The organism is Fulvimonas yonginensis (assembly GCF_037137055.1).
Taxonomy (GTDB): domain Bacteria; phylum Pseudomonadota; class Gammaproteobacteria; order Xanthomonadales; family Rhodanobacteraceae; genus Frateuria_A; species Frateuria_A yonginensis.
The window spans coordinates 18,529-36,368 of record NZ_JBBBNY010000013.1; the positions used below are offsets into that span (position 1 = coordinate 18,529).

At 71.3% G+C, this 17,840-nt stretch carries 13 protein-coding genes; 7 read left to right on the forward strand and 6 right to left on the reverse strand.

Going from position 1 to position 17,840, the window contains the following annotated elements:
• Nucleotides 1-224 precede the first annotated feature (224 nt).
• From WAT24_RS14335 to WAT24_RS14345, 3 genes are all read left to right on the forward strand, one after another.
• Nucleotides 225-1,754 (forward strand): MFS transporter, encoded by a 1,530-nt coding sequence (locus WAT24_RS14335; protein ID WP_336808586.1) that lies wholly within the window; start codon nt 225-227, stop codon nt 1,752-1,754.
• Between the two features lie 249 nt (nt 1,755-2,003).
• Nucleotides 2,004-2,780 (forward strand): iron-containing redox enzyme family protein, encoded by a 777-nt coding sequence (locus tag WAT24_RS14340; RefSeq protein ID WP_336808587.1) that lies wholly within the window; start codon nt 2,004-2,006, stop codon nt 2,778-2,780.
• Nucleotides 2,781-2,877: 97 nt separating this feature from the next.
• Entirely contained in the window at nt 2,878-5,592 is a 2,715-nt protein-coding gene (locus WAT24_RS14345) for a putative bifunctional diguanylate cyclase/phosphodiesterase (RefSeq protein WP_336808588.1), read from the forward strand.
• A 40-nt stretch (nt 5,593-5,632) separates the two neighbouring features.
• Here the strand turns inward: WAT24_RS14345 and msrA are convergent, their stop codons facing one another.
• From msrA to WAT24_RS14365, 4 genes are all read right to left on the reverse strand, one after another.
• Nucleotides 5,633-6,334 (reverse strand): peptide-methionine (S)-S-oxide reductase MsrA, encoded by a 702-nt coding sequence (gene msrA / locus WAT24_RS14350; protein ID WP_336808589.1) that lies wholly within the window; start codon nt 6,332-6,334, stop codon nt 5,633-5,635.
• Nucleotides 6,335-6,416: 82 nt separating this feature from the next.
• Nucleotides 6,417-6,629, reverse strand: a complete 213-nt coding sequence (locus WAT24_RS14355; RefSeq protein ID WP_336808590.1) for an RNA-binding S4 domain-containing protein — start codon at nt 6,627-6,629, stop codon at nt 6,417-6,419.
• A gap of 88 nt (nt 6,630-6,717) precedes the next feature.
• Nucleotides 6,718-7,098 (reverse strand): PRC-barrel domain-containing protein, encoded by a 381-nt coding sequence (locus WAT24_RS14360; RefSeq protein WP_336808591.1) that lies wholly within the window; start codon nt 7,096-7,098, stop codon nt 6,718-6,720.
• A 109-nt stretch (nt 7,099-7,207) separates the two neighbouring features.
• Nucleotides 7,208-8,035, reverse strand: coding sequence for a DUF72 domain-containing protein (locus WAT24_RS14365; RefSeq protein ID WP_336808592.1), 828 nt, complete (start codon nt 8,033-8,035; stop codon nt 7,208-7,210).
• A gap of 771 nt (nt 8,036-8,806) precedes the next feature.
• Between WAT24_RS14365 and WAT24_RS14370 the strand changes: the two genes are divergently transcribed.
• The 3 genes from WAT24_RS14370 to WAT24_RS14380 all read left to right on the forward strand — a co-directional run bounded on the left by WAT24_RS14370 (nt 8,807) and on the right by WAT24_RS14380 (nt 12,664).
• A complete protein-coding gene (locus WAT24_RS14370) occupies nt 8,807-9,148 on the forward strand; it encodes a hypothetical protein (protein WP_336808593.1) in 342 nt (113 codons plus the stop codon).
• Nucleotides 9,149-9,223: 75 nt separating this feature from the next.
• Nucleotides 9,224-10,909, forward strand: a complete 1,686-nt coding sequence (locus WAT24_RS14375; protein WP_336808594.1) for a serine hydrolase — start codon at nt 9,224-9,226, stop codon at nt 10,907-10,909.
• 129 nt (nt 10,910-11,038) lie between these two features.
• Nucleotides 11,039-12,664, forward strand: coding sequence for an alpha/beta hydrolase (locus WAT24_RS14380; protein ID WP_336808595.1), 1,626 nt, complete (start codon nt 11,039-11,041; stop codon nt 12,662-12,664).
• A 123-nt stretch (nt 12,665-12,787) separates the two neighbouring features.
• Here WAT24_RS14380 and WAT24_RS14385 read toward each other — a convergent pair whose 3' ends face one another.
• Both WAT24_RS14385 and WAT24_RS14390 read right to left on the reverse strand, forming a co-directional pair.
• Nucleotides 12,788-15,175, reverse strand: a complete 2,388-nt coding sequence (locus WAT24_RS14385) for a DUF3772 domain-containing protein (RefSeq protein WP_336808596.1) — start codon at nt 15,173-15,175, stop codon at nt 12,788-12,790.
• 516 nt (nt 15,176-15,691) lie between these two features.
• Complete coding sequence (locus tag WAT24_RS14390) at nt 15,692-16,471, reverse strand: AraC family transcriptional regulator (RefSeq protein WP_336808597.1); 780 nt, start codon at nt 16,469-16,471, stop codon at nt 15,692-15,694.
• Nucleotides 16,472-16,591: 120 nt separating this feature from the next.
• Between WAT24_RS14390 and WAT24_RS14395 the strand changes: the two genes are divergently transcribed.
• Nucleotides 16,592-17,815: an MFS transporter gene (locus WAT24_RS14395; protein WP_336808598.1), complete on the forward strand. Its 1,224-nt coding sequence runs from the start codon at nt 16,592-16,594 to the stop codon at nt 17,813-17,815.
• Nucleotides 17,816-17,840 lie beyond the last annotated feature (25 nt).

Sequence of the window (17,840 nt, forward strand, 5' to 3'; positions counted from 1 at the left end):
CCTCTGTCCGTGGAGAGCGGATCAGACCACCGATGCAGCATCCGCCGCGCGCCCCTGCGAGCGGGCCCGGCCGGTCCGTCCTTGACGCCTCGTTGTCGGCGCGGGTGCAGGAATCGGCCGGACAGAACACGCGGCGGCCCGTGCCGGTCCTTCCGGTGCGTGTGCCGTCCGCTCCGGACAGGGCTGCGAGGAGCCTGCCCCCGCCGCGAACAGGACCGATACCCATGGCTCGACCCGCGAGCGCCGAACGCGCGGCACGGCCGCGCGGCTGGTTCCACCACGACATCGAGCGGCCGCTGGAGGAGCTGGCCGGCGGCCGCGCACGGCTGAAGGTGATCGCGCTGCTGGCGCTGGTGCTGTCGATGGATGCGGCGGACAAGGCCACGCTGGGCGCGGCGGCCGTGCAGATCGAGACGGCGCTGAGGGTGGGCCACCTGCAGATCGGCTGGCTGGTGACCGCGTCCACTGCCGTGGGCGTGTGCGTCACCCTGCCGTTCGGCGCGCTTGCGGACCGCGTCCACCGCGTACGGCTGCTCGCCCTCGCCCTGCTGGTGTGGTCGGCGGCGATGCTGGCCGGCGGTCTCGCGCTGTCGTACCCGCTGCTGCTGGCGAGCCGTCTGGTGCTGGGCGCCGCCGCTGCGGTAGCGCTGCCGGTCGTCACCTCGCTGATCGGTGACTTCTTTCATCCGGGCGAGCGTGGGCGGATCTACGGCTACGTGCTGGCGGGCGAGCTGCTGGGCGTGGCGTTCGGCTTCCTGATCTGCGGCAACGTGGCCGCGTGGCTGTCCTGGCGCGCCTCCCTGGGCGTGCTGGCGGCGTGCGGAGTTGCACTGGCGGCGGTTCTGTGGCGCCGCCTGCCCGAGCCCCTGCGCGGCGGGCGCAGCCGGATTCCCCGTGGCGCGTCCGAGGTTCCCTCCGCGAAGCGGCCGCCTGCGGACGACCCGGACGGGGCCGCGCAGGGGGGCGAGGCCAGCAGCGCGCTGCGCCGGGTGATCCGTTGGCGCGGTGTGCGTCCCCGCCACGCGCTGATGAGCCTGAATCCGGACACGGCCTCCCTGTGGAGCGCGGTGCGCTACGTCCTGGCCGTACCCAGCTACCGCACGCTGGTGGCCGCCTCGGTGCTGGGCTACTTCTACTTCGCCGGGCTGCGCACCTTCGCCATCGTCTTCATGCGCGGCCGCTTCGGCCTCGACCAGGCGCAGGCCACCGGCCTGTCGGTGGCGATCGGCCTGGGGGCGGTGGCGGGCGTGCTGCTGGCCGGGCGCCTGGGCGACCGCCTGCTCGCCCGTGGCCGCCTGACCGGACGCGTGCTGGTCGGCGCGGGGGCGCTGCTGCTCGCCGCCGCCGCCTTCCTGCCCGGATTGCTGAGCGGCACGCTGTGGCTCGCCGGGCCGTGTTTCTTTTTCGCCGCGGCAGGTCTCGGCGGCGCCAACCCGGTGATCGACGCGGCACGACTGGACGTAATGCCGTCGGCGTTGTGGGGACGCGCCGAGGGAGTGCGGGCGACCTTCCGGTTCGCGCTGGAGGCGGCCGCGCCGCCGCTGTTCGGCTGGCTCTCCACGCGCATGGCCGAGCGCGCCGCGACGTCGTCCCTGGCCGGCACAGCCGCGCTGGGCCGCACCTTCGTCGTGATGCTCGCGGCGCTGGTCATCGCCGGCCTGTTGCTGCTCGTGCGCACCCGCCGGACCTATGCCCGCGACACGGCTTCGGCACAGGCGGCCGAGCGACGCAGCCGGAGCGGGCGCGCGAGCTGACACACGTACCGCCGGGCGCGTCATCAGGGCGCCGGGCACCCGTGCGTGGGAGCCGCATCGGCGCGAAGATGCCCGTCTGTGTCCACGAACTCCTCCGGGCGGCGCCCCGAGCCGTCGCCTGCGCGTTCGCCAGCCATGAGACAGCCCCTTGAAACCATGCACTTTTCCGGCGTGCTGCGGCCGGAAAACGGTCGGCTGCAGGGTGCCGCCAGGCCGATCTCGCGCAGCGAACAACGAGGAGAATCCGTAATGAACCGTCGATTCGAACGCACCGGCCCGCTCACCGAGCTGGCCAGCTATCCCCAGTGGGCGCAGGGCATGGTCGACGCCTGCGAGGCGACCCGGCAGAGCGTGATCCGCCACGAGCTGTGGGACCTGATGCGCGAAGTGCGTCTGGGCCGGGAAGGCACGCGCAACTTCATGGTCGGCATCTGGCCGGTGATCGAGCGCTTTCCGGCCTACATGGCGCGCAACCTGCTCAAGACCCAGTACGGCCGCAGCCCCGGGGACGACATGGCCCGGCGCTGGCTGGTCCGCAACATCCGGGTGGAACAGAACCACGCCGAGTACTGGCTCAACTGGGCCGAAGGAGCGGGCGTGGCGCGCGAGGAGGTGCTGCACGGCGAACGCCCGGCGGGCTCGCAGGATCTTGCCGAGTGGTGCGAGGACGTCAGCCGGAACGACACCCTTGCGGCCGGCATCATCGCCACCAACTATGCGGTGGAGGGGGCCACCGGCGAATGGTCGCAACTTCTCTACGGCAGCGAGGACTATGCCCGCAGCCTGCCCGCGGGCAGGCGCGCGCAGACCCTTCGCTGGCTGCAGCTGCATGCGGCCTACGACGATACCCACCCGTGGGAGGCCCTGGAAATCGTCTGCACGCTCAAGGGAATGGCGCCCGCTGCCGATGAAGTCGACCATCTCACCGAATGCGTGAAACGCAGCTACATTGGCATGCGCATTCTGGCCGACCGCAGCATGGGCGCCGGACGTGTTTACGGAACCGTGAACGAGGCGGCGGCTTGATATGGCATAAACGAGGCAATATGGGACCCAGACAATCGCGCGGGTCAGCCACAGGATAGGGGAGGCGATGCCTGCTGCCGTGCCCAGCTTGCAATCATTGCCACGGCGCCTCCTGCCGTTGGCCTGGGGGCTTGCGGCCGTCATCGGGCTGATCCTCGCGTTCACCTGGGGCGCCTTGCAGATCCAGGTCGCTCTCGCCGGTTTTCTCAACGGCGAGAGCATCTGGTCCAAGGCGCAGAAGCAGGCGGTGATCGACCTGCGCAACTACGCCGCCAGCGGCAATCCGGCAGATCTGGCCGCCTACCGGCGCAACTACGACATCCTGCGCATCGACCAGTGGGCACGCGACGTGGTGACCAGCGGCGTCTACAACCGCGCCGCGGTCGAGGCCGCGCTGCTCAAGGTCAATACCATGCAGGAGGCGGTGCCGGGCGTGATCTTCATGCTCGATCACTTCGCCTCGGCCCCCTACATGAAGGATGCCCTGGCCGAATGGCGCCTGGTCGACCCGCCGGTCGCCGCCATGGATGCCACCGCCCGCGAGCTGGAGGCCGCCCGTGCGCGCGGCCCGCTGCCGGCGGGCGAAGTGGCCAGGCAACAGGCGCGCATCCGCGCGTTGAACGACATCATCGAGCCCCACGCAAAGCGGTTCTCGCACGACATCGCCAAGGGTGCGGTGTGGATGGGGCGCGTGCTGTACGGCACGATCTTCGGCGCCACCTGCCTGGCTTCGCTGCTGTGGCTGTGGATCGCCCGGCGTGTGCTCGCGGGCATCCGCGGCACCGAGGAGCGGTACCGCCTGCTGTTCGACCGCGCCGCCGACGCCATCGTGATGGTGGACGAGAACAGCGGCAGCATCCTGGACATCAACCGCAAGGCGGCCGAATGGACCGGGCAGGGCCCGCGCGAGTTGATCGGCACGCCCTTCGCGCGGTTGTTCGAACGCGGCGTGCCGCAGGGCGAGGGCATCGTCCAGGGCATGTTGCGCGGCCGCGGCGGGCGCGAGCGCCCGGTGGAGACGCAGAGCAGCCTGGTCACCTGGGGCCAGCGCGCGGTGCGCCAGGCGATCGTGCGCGACATCTCCGAGCGACTGAACCTGGAACAGGAGCGGCGCATCGCCGCCGAGGCGCTGGCCAGCATCGCCGAGGGGGTGATCATCGCCGACGCGTCGCGGCGCGTGGTCTCGATCAACGCGGCGCACGTGGCGATCACCGGCCTGTCGCTGCACGACGTGCAGGGGCGCCGGTTCGACGAGACCCGTCGGCTGCCCGACGGCTCGCCGCTGCCGCAGTCGATCTGGGACACGCTGGAAACCGGCGGCAACTGGCTGGGCGAGGTGCAGAGCCAGCGCCAGGACGGCAGCCTGTATCCCGAACTGCTCAGCATCAGCGCGATCCGCGACGCCGAGGACCGCGTGCAGCACTACGTGGCGGTGTTCACCAACATCAGCACCACCAAGGCGAACCAGCGGCGGCTCGAACACATGGCCACGCACGACCCGCTGACCGGGCTGGCCAACCGCGCGGAATTCGAGCGCTGCTGCGCGCGGGCGATCGCCGAAGCCGACCGCCTGCACGGCGCGATGGCGGTGCTGTTCATCGACCTGGACGCCTTCAAGGTCATCAACGACAGCTACAGCCACGCGATCGGCGACCGCCTGCTGGTGCACGTGGCCGAGCGGATCGAGCGGCAATTGGGCGAGCACGATCTGGCCGGGCGCATCGGCGGCGACGAGTTCACGGTGCTGATCGGCCGGCTGGTCTCGCGCGAGCAGGCCAGCGCGATGGCACAGCGCCTGCTCGTGGCGCTGGGCGAGCCGATGACGGTGGGCGATTACGAGGTGGCGCTAAGTGCCAGCATCGGCATCGCCGGCTACCCGCTGGACGGCAGCGATCCGGTCACGCTGATCGCGAACGCGGACGCGGCCATGTACGCGGCCAAGAGCCAGGAGCGCAACACCTATCGCTTCTACTCGCCGATGATGCAGGCCGATGCGCGCAAGCGCCTGGCGCTCGCGGCGGAACTGCGCCAGGCGCTCACGCGCGGCGAATTCCGGCTGGTCTACCAGCCCAGCGTGGACCTGCGCAACGGCAAGGTGGTGGCGGTGGAGGCGCTGCTGCGCTGGCGCCATCCGGCACGCGGGGAGATCTCGCCCGCGGAGTTCATCCCGTTGGCCGAGAAGCTCGGCCTGATCCGCCACGTCGACGAGTGGGTGCTGCAGGCGGTGGCGCGGCAAATGCGCCAGTGGGACGAGGCCGGCATGCCGCCGATCCGCGTGGCGGTCAACATCTCCGCCGGCTCCTACGGCGCGCCGCACTTCGTCGAGGACGTGCGCCGCTGGCTGGTCGCCGAGCGGATCTCGCCGCAGCGGCTGCTGCTGGAGATCACCGAGGGCGCGATCCTGCGGCTGGGCGACGAAATGGAGCGCACGATGAACGCGCTGCACGCGCTGGGCGTGGGCGTGGCCATCGACGACTTCGGCACCGGCTATTCATCGATGGCCTACCTCAAGCTGCCGGCGATCGCCTTCCTGAAGATCGACCAGAGCTTCGTCGCCGGCCTTCCGGGCAGCGCGCACGACGCCGCCATCGTCGAGGCGATGCTGGCGCTGTCGAAGCGACTGGGGTTGTGCGCCATCGCCGAGGGCATCGAGACCGAGGCGCAGCATGACTTCCTGCTGCGCGCCGGCTGCACCGAGGGACAGGGTTACCTCTACGCGAGGGCGCTGGAGGTGCCGGAGATCGAGCGCATGCTGCGCCCCAGCCAGCGGGCCGGCTCGGTGCGCCTGCGGCTGGTGCCGCCGGCGCGGTAGGCGCGAGGCGTCCAAGACGTCGGCGCGACGCGTGGCAGCGTCAGTGCAGCTGCACCGGGACGATCTGCGTCTGCGGACGGTACAGCGCCGGCAGCCACTGCTTCAGGTGCGCCACCTTCGGCGCGTCGTTGTAGGCGATGTAGGGGTTGCCCGGGTGCTGCGCGGCGAAGTCCTGGTGGTAGGCTTCGGCCATGTAGAAGCCCCGCAGCGGAACCACCTGGGTCACGATCGGCGCGTCGAACACACGGGCTGCGGCGAGCTGCGCGATGTAGGCGCGCGCCACCTGCGCCTGCTGCGGGGTCGTGTAGAAGATCACCGAGCGGTACTGGTTGCCGACGTCCGGCCCCTGGCGGTCGAGCTGGGTCGGATCGTGTGCCACCGAGAAGAACACCTCGAGCAGCTTGCCGTAGCTGACCTTGCGCGGGTCGTAGGCCACCTTCACCGACTCGGCGTGGCCGGTGTCGCCGTCGCTGACGCGCTCGTAGCTGGCCGTGTCCGCGCTGCCGCCGGCGTAGCCGGACCAGGCCTCGCGCACGCCCTCGACGTGGTCGAACACCGCCTCCACGCCCCAGAAGCAGCCGCCGGCGAACACCGCGACCTGTTCGCCCGGCTGTGCGGGCGCGGGATCCAGGCGGGGAGGCGGCAATCGCCGCGCGCCATCGGCCACCGCCGGTCCGGACGCGCTGCAGGCAGCCAGCAGCAGGCCGGCCAGCGGGCTCAGGAAAAACCATCGACGGGCCATGGATCACCTCGCGAGCGTTCGTGCTGCAGGCGAATTCGCCGGCGGCGGCGGTCCGGTTACATCCCGGCGGCGTTGCGCGCGGTCAGGCCACGCGGATCTCGGTCTCGCCCAGGCGCACGGTCTGTCCCGCGTGGATCTTGCAGGTCTTGCGCAGCTCGCGCCGGCCATCGACGAACACCGCGCCGCTGGCGACCAGCGCCTTGCCCGCGCCCCCGCTGTCGCAGAGCCCGCACAGTTTCAACAGCTGGTTGAGTTCGACGTGGTCGCGGTCGAGCTGGAAGGCGAGCTGGCGCATGGTCGGAAGCAGGGCGCTGACGGTGCGCCAGTGTATCCGCAGCGCGGAGCCGGGGGGCGCCGCGCGACGCCCTCCGCCGGCCGGCGGCTCAGTGGTAGTAGTTGCTGATGCGGCTGGTGAACGTGGTGTCGGCGAAGTCCGGCCAGTTGTCCTTGTCGAAGCCGGGCGCGTCCTTCAGGCGCTCCTTCGGCACGTCCAGCACCAGGCAGTGGTTCTCGGTGTCCAGCCGCATGGCGTTCCACGGCACCGCGAACAGCTTGTCGCCCATGCCGAGCCAGCCACCGAAGGACAGTACCGCGTACTCGATGGTGCCATCGGTGGTGTTGATCATCAGGTCCTTGATCTCGCCGAGATCCTCGCCCTGGGCGTTGCGCACGTTTTCACCATTGAGCGTGCTCGAAGCCAGCACCGGGCCGCTGCCGATGCCCGCGGGTCGGGTCGAGGTGTAACCGGTCGATTGGATGCTCATGGCGCTTCTCCTGGGCGGTGATGGGAGAGGGAATGTCGGTGTTTTTCCGACGGCGTCCAGCTTGCCTCACCTCCCGTGACGCTCCGGGCAATCGCCCGTAAACATCGCCTCAGTGGGCGCCGTCGATGCGCGATTGCAAGGCCATGGCGGCGGCGGGGTTGCGCTCCTTGGCGCTGCCGATGAAGAACACGAACACCTCGCGCGGCGGTCCGTCGGGCTGCAACGCACCTGCGTGCGGGAGCTCCGCCAGGTCCTTGCCCTGCGACCAGGCGCGGGCGCGGGTGGCCCAGGCGTCCAGCGCATCGGCCGGATAGCCGGCCGGCTCGTCGGCCTGGCTGCGCATCAGCCGCGCGTACACGAAGTCGCCGGTGAGATCGGCGAAGGACGGGTACTGGGTGGCGTCGGTGAACACGGTAGGTACGCCGTGCGCGCGCGCCAGATCCACGTAGCGTTCGCTCGCGAAACTCCGGTGGCGCACCTCCAGCACGTGGCGCAGCGGGCGACCGTCGAGCTCGCGCGGGAGCGCGTCGAGGAAGCCGGCGATGTCGTCCGCATCGAACGGCCGGCCCGGGCCGAGCTGCCAGTTGATCGGCCCCAGGCGGTCGCCCAGCTCCGCCAGGCCGCCGTGCACGAAGGCCTCGATGCCCTTGCCGGCGGCGGCCAGGCGCTTGCTTTCCACCACGTAGCGCGGGGCCTTCAGCGCGAACACGAAGCCCTCCGGCGTCTCGGCTGCCCACTTGGCGTAGGTCGCCGGCTTCTGCGCGCCGTAGAACGTGCCGTTGATCTCGATCGCGCGCAGCTGGCGGCTGGCGTACTCCAGCTCGCGGCGCTGCACCAGCCCGGCCGGGTAGAAGTTGTTGCGCCAGGGGGCGAAGGTCCAGCCGCCGATGCCGACGCGCACGCCTACGTCGTTTGCGGTGGGGGTGGAGAGCGTCATGGCCGTGCTCCAGCGGGGGAGGCGCGCATCCTGGCACGCCCTGGGCGGACCTGCATGTGAGCTGGAGTGACTTGTGGCACGCGTGCGCGGCCGTCGGCAGGCGTATCCGTGCCTGCCGCTGCACTTCCCCGACGCAAGGATCGAGCATTCCCGACCGACCGGCCGCCTGCTCGCCGCATGCATGTGCGGCGTCGTTTCGCTCTCGCTGGAGGCCGCGCCTGCCGCGCCGCCGCATCTGTTCGCGCCCGGCGTGGTCTCGGGCCCGGCCGCCGAGGACTCCGCCGCGTTCGCGCCGGATGGCCGCACCGTGTTCTTCGACCGCGTGAGCTGGCCCAACGCGGCATCCTCAGGACCGCGCGCGGCTGGTCGGAGCCTGTCATCGCGCCGTTTTGCGGCCGCTGGCTGGACCACCATCCGGCGATGGCGGCGGCCCGTTCCTGGTGTTCAGCTCCAACCGGCCGGACCGGCCGGGCGGCAAGCCGCTGGATGCGGTGATGGCCGACGGCAAGGTCGCCCCGGGTTCGGGCGGGCACCTCTGGCGGGTCGACCGCAAGGGCGACGGCTGGGGCAAGCCGGTGCGGCTGCCCGACGTGGTCAACGCCAGCACCCGCACCTATGCGCCCAGCGTGGCGGCCGACGGCAGCGTGTATTTCCAGCGGCCGGGCGCGGACGGCGACTTCCGGCTGTTCCGTTCGCAGTACCGTGACGGCGCCTACCAGGCTCCGGTCGAGGTCGCGCTGAGCGGCGGGTGCGCACAAGCTGGACCCGGCAGTGGCGCCGGACGAATCGTTCATCGTGTTCGACGCCAACTACGCGGGCAAGGACCGACCCGACCGCCTCTACATCGCGTTCCGCGAGCACGGCCGCTGGGGCGCACCGATCGACCTGGGCGACGAGGTGTACCGCGGCGCACCCGGGGGCTCCCACCTGGGACCGGACCACCGGACCCTGTATTTCTCCGGCGCGCGCGGGGTGCCGGTTCACTACCCGCGCAGCCGGGCGCAGGGCCGGCAGGACCTCGCGCGCATGGCCGCCTGGGACAATGGCCTGGATAACCTGTGGTCGGTTTCGCTGGCGCCCTGGCTGGACGCGCACGCCCGGCACGGCGGTTGAAGCAGGCCGGACGGCTGGCGCGCGGCGCGTTTTGTGGCGATAGTGGGCCGTTGCCTGGACCCAAGGAGTGCTTCGATGACCCAGCCCGTTTCCCGCACGCGCCTGGCGGTGGCCTGCGCCCTGCTGTTGGCCACTACCGGCGCGCTCGCGCAGGTGCCTGCGCAGCGGCCGGCGCCGCCGCCGGTCTCCACCGGCGACACCGCCCGTCCGATGCCGCCGGCGCAGCTGGCCGATTTCGGCGCCTACGTGGAGCGCGCGCGCAAGACCTTCGACGTGCCCGGCATCGCCGTGGCCATCGTCAAGGACGGCCGGGTGGTGATGGAGCAGGGTTTCGGCCTGCGCGAGCTGGGCAAGAGCGACAAGGTCGATGCGCACACGCTGTTCGCGATCGCCTCCAACACCAAGGCGTTCACCGCCGCGGCGCTGCAGCAGCTGGCCGAGCAGGGCAAGCTGGACATGGACGACCGCGTGATCGAGCACCTGCCGTGGTTCCGCATGTCCGACCCGTACGTGACACACGAGATGCGCATCCGCGACCTGCTCGCGCACCGCAGCGGCCTGTCGCTGGGCGCGGGCGACCTGCTGTACTGGCCGCCCACCACCTACACCACCCGCGAGGTGGTCGAGCGTCTGGCCAAGGTGCCGATCCGCAACAGCTTCCGCGCCGGCTACGCCTACGACAACATCCTCTTCGCGGTGGCCACCCTGGTGATCGAGCAGGCCTCCGGCCAGAGCTACGCCGACTACGTGCGCGAGCACATCTTCGAGCCGGTGGGCATGGACGAGTCGCTGATCGACAAGACCTACCTCAAGCCCGGCATGGACGTGGCCACCGGCCATGCCAAGGCCGACTTCAAGGACTTGAAGCCCGTGCCGCCGATGGCCTGGCTCAACGACCCGGGCGCGGGTGGCATCTACGCCAGCGTGCATGATCTGGCCAAGTGGATGAACGTGCAGCTCGCCGGCGGCGTGCTGCCGGGCACCGGCGCCGACGGCAAGCCGCGCCGGCTGTTCTCCGAGAAGAGCCAGCACGAGATGTGGTCGATGCTCACGCCGATCACCATCAACAAGCCGCCGGTGCCGGAGCTCGCGCCGTTGACGCCCAACTTCTTCGGCTACGGCGAAAGCTGGTTCCTGTCCGACTACCGCGGCAGGAAACTGGTCTGGCACACCGGCGGCTGGCCGGGCATGGTCTCGCGGGTGACCCTGGTACCCGAGCTCAGGCTCGGCGTGGTGGTGCTCACCAACGCGGAATCGGGCGCGGCCTTCAACGCGATCACCTACCGCGTGCTCGACGCCTATCTCAACCCGGAGCACAAGACCGACTGGGTGGCCGCGTACGACAAGGCGGTGAAGAAGGCCGAGGCCAAGGCCGACGACAGCTTCGCCAGGCACGAGGCCGCGCGCGACAAGGGCAGCAAGCCTTCGCTGCCGCTGGCCGGCTATGCGGGCACCTACCGCGACCCCTGGTACGGCGATGTCGTGGTGAGCCAGGAGCACGGCAAGCTGCGCCTGCGCTTCAGCCGCACGCCGCAGCTGGTCGGCACGATGCAGCCCTGGCAGCACGACACCTTCACCGTGCGCTGGGACGACCGCACCCTCAACGCCGATGCCTTCATCAGCTTCGCGCTGGACGAGGACGGCCACGTGCGCGAGGCGCTGATGCAGCCGATCTCGCCGCTGACCGACTTCAGCTTCGACTTCCAGGACCTGCGCCTGGCGCCGGTGAAACAGGACGAGAAGGGCCGGTCGACCCGCTGACCGGGGCGGATGGATCGTGCAGGAGCCGGTGCGCTCGCGATGCCTTTGTTTCTGGTGCCGGATGAGCGCCAAGAGCATCGCGAGCAAGCGCGCTCCTGCGCGGAGAGCAGACCCAGCGAGGATGTAGCCATGTTCAAACCAATCCGCGGCGCGCTTGCACTCGTGTTCGCACTGCTCGTCACCGGCACCTGCGCGCGCGAGGCGGTGCCGGCCGCGCATCCGTTCTTCCAGGTAGGCCTGCCGGCCACCGCCACCCAGCCGGCGTCCGGCCGGCTGCTGCTGTTCGCCACCGAGGCCCAGGCGGCCCGTGCCGCGGCGAAGGACGGCAAGGTCACCGAAGTGGACAGCAGTCCGTTCGCGCCCGAGCAGACGGCCGTGGCCGCACGCGAGGTGGAGCGTCTCGTGCCCGGCGGCCAGGTGCTGCTGGACGCCGACGACGAGGTCTTTCCCGACCCCTTCTCCAGGCTGCCGCCCGGCGACTACCTGGTGCAGGCGGTGCTGGATACGCAGCACGACTACAACTACCACGGCCGCAACGGCGGCGACCTGGTGAGCAAGGTGGTGCAGGTGCACCTGCCGAGCACGGACGCGCCCGCGCTGGAGCTCACCGAGACCGTCCCCGCGCGGGCGGCATGGGACCTCCCCGCGCGCTACCTCAGCGAAACCACGCGCAAGCACCTGGCCGAGGCGCGCCGGCAGGTGCAGCCTGTCGACTTCGTCAGCCCGTCGCTGAGCGCCTTCTGGGGCCGCCCCATCCACATGCGCGGCTGGGTGGTGCTGCCGCCCGGCTACGACCCAGCCGGCCATGCCACCTATCCGACCGTGTACCAGACGCACGGCTTCGGCGGCGACCTCGTCACCCAGGCGGGCACCGCCGCGATGGTCTTCGGCGCGATGGCGGAGAAGCAGATGCCGCCGATGATTTGGGTGGTGCTGGACGAATCCGGTCCCACCGGCACGCACGAATTCGCCGATTCGGTGAACAACGGTCCGTGGGGCCGGGCGCTCACCACCGAGCTGATCCCGATGCTGGAGGGTCGCTATCGCATGGATGCGCGGCCGTCGGGGCGCTTCCTCACAGGGCATTCGTCCGGCGGCTGGGCCACGCTGTGGCTGCAGACGCGCTATCCGGAGATCTTCGGCGGCACCTGGTCGACCTCGCCCGATCCGAGCGACTTCCACGACTTCACCGGCGTGGACCTGTACGCGCCGCACGCCAACGTCTACCGCCGCGCCGACGGCGCGCCGTACCCGCTGGTGCGCGACAAGGGCAAGGTGCTCGCCAGCTTCGAGACCTTTGCGCGGCTGGAGCGCGTGCTGGGCCCCTACGGCGGCCAGATGGCCTCGTTCGAGTGGGTGTTCTCGCCGCGCGGTGCGGACGGGCGCCCGCAGCCGATGTTCGACCGCGACACCGGCACGGTGGACCCGGCGGTGGTCGCCTACTGGAGCGAGCACTACGACATCGCCCGTCGCCTGAAGGAGCACTGGCCACAGCTGCGGCCCGACCTGGACGGCAAGATCCACCTGGTCGTCGGCACGGCGGACACCTTCTATCTCGACGGTGCCGCGCACAGGCTGAAGGCGGTGCTCGACGGGCTCGGCGCGAAGTCGGACTTCCGCTTCCTGCCGGGGCGCACCCACATGGACCTCTACGTGCAGGGCACGGATCGCCAGGCTCTGCTCAAGCAGATGGCATGGGAGATGTACGCGGTCGCCCGCCCGGCCTCCCGGCTCAAGCGCGCCGCCGCACCGTGAGGCAGCGGTCGTAGGCCCTGGCGGCAATGCAGGAGCGAGCTTGCTCGCGATGCCCCTGCCGTGCTCCGGCACCACAAAGCAAAGGCATCGCGGGCGAACTCGCTCCTACCGGCTCGTATCGACTCAGCCGGTCTCGCGCGGGTCGGGCAGCCGGTAGACGCGCATGTCCTGCGGGCGGATCAGCGGCAGGCCCGCGGCGCGCAGCCGCTCCAGGATCGCCAGCAGCAGTTCGCTGCGCACGTTGCCCACTTCGCGCGGGCTGTGCACGTAGCCGGTGGCGACGAAGTGGATGCCCAGCGTGTCGACCTGCTCCAGCTGCACGTTCGGCGCGGGCGTTTCCAGCACCGCGGGGTGGTCGAGGAAGGCCTGCAGCAGGATCCCGCGGGCGCGCCTGGCGTCCGTGTCCAGCGGCATCGGCAGCTTGACCTGCACGCGGCCCTGCGCATTGGCCAGCGTCACGTTGCGCACGTTCTGCGTGATCAGCTGCGAGTTCGGCACGATCACCGTGGAGCGGTCCCACAGCTGGATCTCGGTGGCGCGCACGTTGATCCGGCGGATGTCGCCCTCGACGCCCGACAGGCTGACCCAGTCGCCCACCTTCACCGGCCGCTCGGCCAGCAGGATCAGGCCGGAGATGAAGTTCTGCACGATCGCCTGCAGGCCGAAGCCGATGCCGACCGAGAGCGCGCTGGCGATCCAGGCGATGCCTTGCAGGCTCACGTTGAGTACGGCCAGCGCCAGCGCGAACGCGAGTACGCCGCCCACGTAGCCGAGCAGGGTGACGATCGAGAGCTGCATGCCCGGCTCGAGCGTGGTCCTGGGCAGCAACTGCTCGCCCAGCCAGCGCTTGAGCATGCGCACGGCGACCAGGCCCAGCGCGAAGACCAGCCCGGCCTCGAACACGGTGCCCGGGGCGATGGTGAGCTCGCCCAGGGAGAGGTTGCCGAAGAGCTGCCCCATGCGCGTACCGAGCTCTCGCGGGTCGGTACCGAACGGCGCCAGCAGCGGGCCGATCGCCAGCAGCAGGAGCAGCACGCGGCTGACGCCCGAGAGCACCGTCGAGGCCTGGTCCAGCGTGCGCGGCGCCAGCCCGAACGCCGCCTGCAGCCGGCGCCCGCTGCGGCCTTCGGGAAGCAGCAACGCACAGATCAGGTCCTGCACCAGGTGCGTCAGCAGGTACAGCGCACCGATCAGCATGCCGATCCAGAGCATGCGCGTGGCGAGGTAGAACCCCAGCGCGATGAAGCCCAGCGCGACCGCGATCCAGCTGACGGCCGCACCGAGCACGGCGGCACCGGCGAGCAGCCCCACCCACAGCGGACGTTGCACCGGCGCGCTGCCGGTAGCGAGCAGCGCGCGCCGCGCCTGGCCCAGGCGCAGCAGCGCGGCGCCGATCAATCCGCTCACCACCAGCGCGACCAGGCCGCGGGTGGCCACCGTGGCGGGCAGACTGGCGCCGATCGCGCCGTTCACGCGCTCGATCACGAATAGCAGCAGGCTGGCGGCGGCCAGCAGGCCGGGGAAGGCGCGCAGTCTGCGTGCCGCCGCGTCGGACAACGCGGGCATCCGCCAGGAGGGCCTGCGCACCGACAGCAGGGCGCGGCCGAGGCCGCTGACGAAGGCTGCGAAGCACACCACCCGCACCAGCGCCCGGGCGAGCTCGTCCAGGTCGGGATCGAGCGTTTCGTTCCAATCCAGCCCCAGGCGCACGAGCTGCGCCGCCAGGCCGTACACCAGCACGGAGGCCAGCGTCAGCGCAACGGCCAACGCGCTGCGGCGCAGGTGGCCCTCGGGCAGGCTGCGCGACGCCAGCAAGGGCAGGGCACGCTCCAGCAGCGGCCGACCGGCCACCAGCAGCACGGCGAGCGCGAGGCAAAGCAGCAACGGCCCACGGCTGGGCGCTTGCCAGGCATCCTGCCAGGCGTTCGCGAGGCGGGTTTCCAGGCGCCCGAGGCGTGCCAGGTCGTTGGGCAGCGAGCGCGCCGGTTCCTTCCAGAAGGCGCTGCCCAGCGGCGAGGCCGTGCGCGAGGTGAGCTGCGCCTGGAACAGATCGCGGCGCACGTCCGCCACCTGCGCGGCCAATTGCAGGCCCTCCTCGCCCAGCAGGTGCGCCTGCTTGATCTGCGCGTCGAGGCCGGCCTTGGCCTTGTCCAGCTGGCGCCGCTGCGCCGCCACCTCGGGCGCTTCCGGCGGTGCGCCCTTGGCCGGAGCGGGACCGAGCACGGCCAGGCGCGCATCCAGGCTGGCCATCTGCGGCGCCAGCGCCGTGGCGAGCTGCTCGGCCTGGTCCTGCACCGCCAGGGCGGTGTCGCGCAGGCCTGCCAGCGTGCGATCGTCGGGCTTGCCCTTGAGCGCGCCCTTGATCTGGTCGAGCTGGCTGCGCAGGTGGTCGAGCGTCTGATCGGGCGAGGCGGCGGGGAGAGCGGGGGTGCCCCGCGCCGCATCCTGTGCGTGGAGCAGGGGCGTGGCGGCGAGCAGCAGGCAGAGGAAGAGGAAGCGCAGGATCGGCATCCGGTCATGATCCCGGCGCTCCCCGCGGACGGTCAACGCGGGCCGGCGGGCCCTGGGCCATCCCAGTCAGGCTGCATGCATGAAACCGCCCGTGCGGCCAGGAGTGGAGGCCGCAAGGGTCGCTCGCGCGAAGCGCCGTCCGTTCGCTGCGGACGTCGCGCTACCGTACGAATGCGCCTCGAACGAAGCGTTGCCCATCGTTTCACGGCCCCCTGCGCAGGATGGCCTGCCGTATCCCGGAGGCTCCCTCCCATGTCCGGAAAGGCAGACATCCCGAGCGCCGGCGGCCTGGTGCAGGCGCGCCGTCGACGTCCCGCCACCACGTTGCGCGCCCCCTGCCGCGCTCCGGGCGCGACGCCCGCGGGCAAACGACGCGGTGGGGAAGCCGCTCCCCGCAAAGGCAAGCGGGCCAAGCGCCATGCCGGCCTCGGCGGACGTGTGGCTGCCGCCACCCGCATGGCCCGGCTGCGCGCCGGGCGGGCAGCCGAAGAGCGCTACGGCGAGCGTCGCTGACGGTCAGTCACGGGGCGCGAGGTAGCGGCTCGGCGCACTGCCGAGCACGCGCCGGAAACTCGCGGTGAAGGCGCTGCTGCTGGCGTAGCCGAGGTCGGCGGCCACCCGCGTGACCGGCTCGCCGCGGCCCAGCCGGGTGAGGGCGGTGAGCAGGCAGGCCTGCTGCCGCCACAGCGCGAAGCTCATGCCGGTCTGCTGGCGGAACAGGCGGGTGAAGCTGCGCCGGCTCATGCCGGCCTTGTGCGCCATGGTGTCCAGGTCGATGTCCAGCGCCGGCGCCTCGATCAGCCGGCGGCACAGCCGCGCCAGCCGCGGATCGCGCGGCAGCGGGGTGTTGAGCGGCAGGGCGGGCGCGGTGGCGATCTCGTCCAGCAGCAGCGCCATCACCCGGCCATCGCGGCCGTCCAGGGCGTATTCCGCCGGCAGATCCACCGCCTCCATCAGCAGCGCGTGCAGCAGGGTGGAGACCGCGATCACGCGGCAGTGCCCGGGAAGGCCTGCGGCGGTGGCGGCCTCCGGCCGCACGTAGGCGCTGCGGGTGGAGACGGCGCCGCTCATGTGCACCTCGTGCGCCACGCCGGGGGGAATCCACAGCGCACGTCGCGGCGGCACCACCCAGCTGCCCGCGCCGGTGACGACCGTGACCACGCCGGTGGCCGCGTACAGCAGCTGGCCGCGCTTGTGCGCATGGCTGGGCAGCACGTAGTGCGGCGGGTAGTCGTTGCCGGTGGCGACGACGTCGCGCGGGGTGTCTTCGTAATGGGTGACGCGGGTGTTGCGCATGGCGGGCCTCCGTTCTGGCCCGAATTCGACGGAAGATGACCCGATGGTGCACGCGGGCCGCCGCCGGGCACTCTAGAGTGGCGCCCCGCGGCCGGCAAGGCCGCGCGTCCCCGAGCCCCCATGGATACCCGTGTTCCTCCGGCCGTTGCCGTAGCCGCCGCCTCCGGGCAGGCGCCGCGCACCGCGTTTGCCGTACTCGGCGCGATCAGCTTCTCGCATCTGCTCAACGACATGATCCAGTCGCTGATCGTGGCGATCTATCCGATCCTCAAGAGCGGCTTCGCGCTGAGCTTCGGCCAGGTCGGCCTGATCACGCTGACCTACCAGCTCACCGCCTCGCTGCTGCAGCCGCTGGTCGGCGTGGCGACGGACAAGCGGCCGATGCCGTACTCGCTGCCGGTGGGCATGGGTTTCAGCCTGTGCGGCCTGCTGCTGCTCGCCACCGCGCCGAACTTTCCGGTGCTGCTGCTGGCGGCGGCGCTGGTCGGCACCGGCTCGTCGGTGTTCCATCCGGAATCCTCGCGCGTGGCGCGGATGGCCTCCGGCGGGCGGCACGGCCTGGCGCAGTCGCTGTTCCAGGTGGGCGGCAACACCGGTGCCTCGCTGGGGCCGCTGCTGGCGGCCTGGATCATCGTGCCGCACGGGCGCGGCAGCGTGGCCTGGTTCTCGCTCGCGGCGCTGCTGGCGATCGTGGTGCTGCTGCAGGTCGGCCGCTGGTACCGCGACCACCACGCCGTCCGCGGCGCCGCGCGGCGGCGCCATGCGGCGGTGACCCTCTCGCGCGGGCGCATCGTCGGCTCGCTGCTGGTGCTGGGGCTGCTGATCTTCTCCAAGTACTTCTACCTGGCGAGCCTGTCCAGCTACTACACCTTCTACCTGATCCACCACTTCGGCGTGTCGGTGCAGAGCGCACAGACGCACCTGTTCGTGTTCCTGTTCGCGGTGGCGGCCGGTTCGCTGATCGGCGGGCCGGTGGGCGACCGCATCGGGCGCAAGTCGGTCATCTGGATCTCGATCCTCGGGGTGGCGCCGTTCTCGCTGCTGCTGCCGCACGCGAACCTGGCCTGGACCGGCGTGCTGAGCGTGGCGATCGGCCTGATCCTCTCCTCGGCCTTCTCCGCCATCCTGGTCTACGCGCAGGAGCTGCTGCCCGGGCGCGTGGGCATGGTCTCGGGGCTGTTCTTCGGCTTCGCCTTCGGCATGGGCGGCATCGGCGCCGCGGTGCTGGGGCAGATCGCCGACGCGCACGGCATCGAGTACGTCTACCGGCTGTGCGCGTTCCTGCCGCTGATGGGGCTGACCACCGTGTTCCTGCCGGAGCTGGACCGGCCGCGCCGGACCTGAGCGCGCGGTCGAGCCGGGCGCGGTA

Excerpts from the sequence above, each read along its gene's own strand:
- WAT24_RS14335 (WP_336808586.1), top strand. The coding sequence starts at position 225 with ATGGCTCGACCCGCGAGCGCCGAACGCGCGGCACGGCCGCGCGGCTGG.
- WAT24_RS14340 (WP_336808587.1), top strand. The coding sequence starts at position 2,004 with ATGAACCGTCGATTCGAACGCACCGGCCCGCTCACCGAGCTGGCCAGC.
- msrA (WP_336808589.1), bottom strand. The coding sequence starts at position 6,334 with ATGGCCCGTCGATGGTTTTTCCTGAGCCCGCTGGCCGGCCTGCTGCTG.
- WAT24_RS14355 (WP_336808590.1), bottom strand. The coding sequence starts at position 6,629 with ATGCGCCAGCTCGCCTTCCAGCTCGACCGCGACCACGTCGAACTCAAC.
- WAT24_RS14360 (WP_336808591.1), bottom strand. The coding sequence starts at position 7,098 with ATGAGCATCCAATCGACCGGTTACACCTCGACCCGACCCGCGGGCATC.
- WAT24_RS14365 (WP_336808592.1), bottom strand. The coding sequence starts at position 8,035 with ATGACGCTCTCCACCCCCACCGCAAACGACGTAGGCGTGCGCGTCGGC.
- WAT24_RS14375 (WP_336808594.1), top strand. The coding sequence starts at position 9,224 with ATGACCCAGCCCGTTTCCCGCACGCGCCTGGCGGTGGCCTGCGCCCTG.
- WAT24_RS14380 (WP_336808595.1), top strand. The coding sequence starts at position 11,039 with ATGTTCAAACCAATCCGCGGCGCGCTTGCACTCGTGTTCGCACTGCTC.
- WAT24_RS14385 (WP_336808596.1), bottom strand. The coding sequence starts at position 15,175 with ATGCCGATCCTGCGCTTCCTCTTCCTCTGCCTGCTGCTCGCCGCCACG.
- WAT24_RS14390 (WP_336808597.1), bottom strand. The coding sequence starts at position 16,471 with ATGCGCAACACCCGCGTCACCCATTACGAAGACACCCCGCGCGACGTC.
- WAT24_RS14395 (WP_336808598.1), top strand. The coding sequence starts at position 16,592 with ATGGATACCCGTGTTCCTCCGGCCGTTGCCGTAGCCGCCGCCTCCGGG.